Origin of the sequence: Streptomyces sp. NPDC002809, from assembly GCF_040295435.1 — a bacterium.
Classification (GTDB): Bacteria; Actinomycetota; Actinomycetes; order Streptomycetales; family Streptomycetaceae; genus Streptomyces.
On the sequence record NZ_JBEOVJ010000182.1, the window covers coordinates 1 to 1,437 of the forward strand.

A 1,437-nucleotide genomic window follows, 5' to 3' on the forward strand; every position below is an offset into this window, starting at 1 on the left:
AGAGGATGTCTCACGTGGTGGTTCGTTGATGCGGCATTGAGCCGAAGCGCGGTAGTTGTCACCAAGGCCGACAGATTGTCACCCGGGGACGTCTGCTGGCACTTGCAGTGGTTCGGGCCGTGGCCCGCCGGCACAGCCAAGGACTTCTGTCGCTGAAGAGTTCAGGAAGATCGTGAACACCGACGACCTGTCCACGGAATCAATCAAACCAGTACGAAGAAGCTCTTCCCCGTACTGCCGGAGGATTTCGACGGTGTCGGCAAGGCCCTCGATCGTGTGGCCACGGCGGGCAGCTGAGCGGATGCGGCGTCCGAACACCCCCGCGTGGCGGTTGGCGGGAACCAGACCGTCAAAGACGACGAAGGTCCCCCCGGCAATCAAGGTTTCACGCGCAGGTCCGCATGCCTGGGTCTGTTCGCGAAGCATGGCGATGAGCTCCTCGCGAGGAATGCTACGCACCGGTACCCGTTCAACCCAGGCGTCGCCCATGTGTGACAACCGCAACGCCTCTCTGGTGACAGACCGGCTGATTCGAACTGCTCTTTGCGCAGGCTATCTGGTGCCTGCGGTGGCAACGACTGAGCCTCCACACGGGCATGATGCTGATTCGTGAGGGTTGATCTGTCGCGTCGGCTCGTTCCCGACGAACTGTGGGAGCTGTTGGCTCCGTTGATGCCGAAGTTTGTCTCCCGTCCGCAGGGCGGTGGTACTGCTCCGGTGGAGGAACGGGCGGTGTTCGCCGCTGTGGTGTACGTGCTGACGAGTGGGTGTGCCTGGCGGCATTTGCCGGAGTCCTTCGGTGTCTCGCCGGCAACTGCGCACCGCCGGTTCAGCGTGTGGACCGAGGCCGGGTTGTGGCGCAGGCTGCACCGGGCGGTACTGGACGAGCTCGGCGCCAGAGGCGATCTGGACTGGTCGTCCGCGATCGTCGACGCCGCGTCGGTACGAGCTAAAAGGGGGGCTCGCTGACCGGACCGAATCCGGTCGATCGTGGCAAGAAAGGCAGCAAACTGCATGTGTTGTCCGAGGCCCAGGGCCTGCCGCTGGCCGTCGCGGTGTCGGGGGCGAACATGCACGACAGCCAGGCGTTCAAGCCGCTCATCCTGGGCATACCCGCCGTCCGATCCCGGCGCGGACCCCGTCGGGGGCGGCCGGGGAAGATCCGTGCGGACAAGGCTTATTACTCCGCCGAGCACCTGCGCTGGCTCCGCAGCCGGAACCTCATCCCACGGATCGCCCGCCCCGGCATCGAGTCCGGCGAGCGGCTCGGACGGCACCGCTGGAAGATCGAGCGGTCGATCTCCTGGCTCTTCGGATACCGCCGCCTCACCGTCCGGTACGAGCGAAAAGGCAGCCACTTCCTCGCCTTCCTCGGCCTCGCAGCAGCCCTCACCTGCTACAAGAGGCTCGCGAAACTCACCACGTGAGACATCCTCT

The 1,437-nt window shown here is 64.9% G+C and carries 2 protein-coding genes; one reads left to right on the forward strand and one right to left on the reverse strand.

The window, feature by feature from the left end:
* Nucleotides 1-78: 78 nt before the first annotated feature.
* The gene (locus ABT025_RS39420) at nucleotides 79-426 is read right to left on the reverse strand and encodes a hypothetical protein (RefSeq protein WP_351003652.1); all 348 of its coding nucleotides are present in this window, start codon (nucleotides 424-426) and stop codon (nucleotides 79-81) included.
* A 183-nt stretch (nucleotides 427-609) separates the two neighbouring features.
* Between ABT025_RS39420 and ABT025_RS39425 the strand changes: the two genes are divergently transcribed.
* Nucleotides 610-1,427 (forward strand): IS5 family transposase gene (locus tag ABT025_RS39425; protein ID WP_502972135.1). Its coding sequence is split into 2 segments (ribosomal slippage): nucleotides 610-957 and nucleotides 960-1,427, totalling 816 coding nucleotides; the frame shifts between segments, so codons are not numbered across the junction.
* The last annotated feature ends 10 nt before the right edge of the window (nucleotides 1,428-1,437 follow it).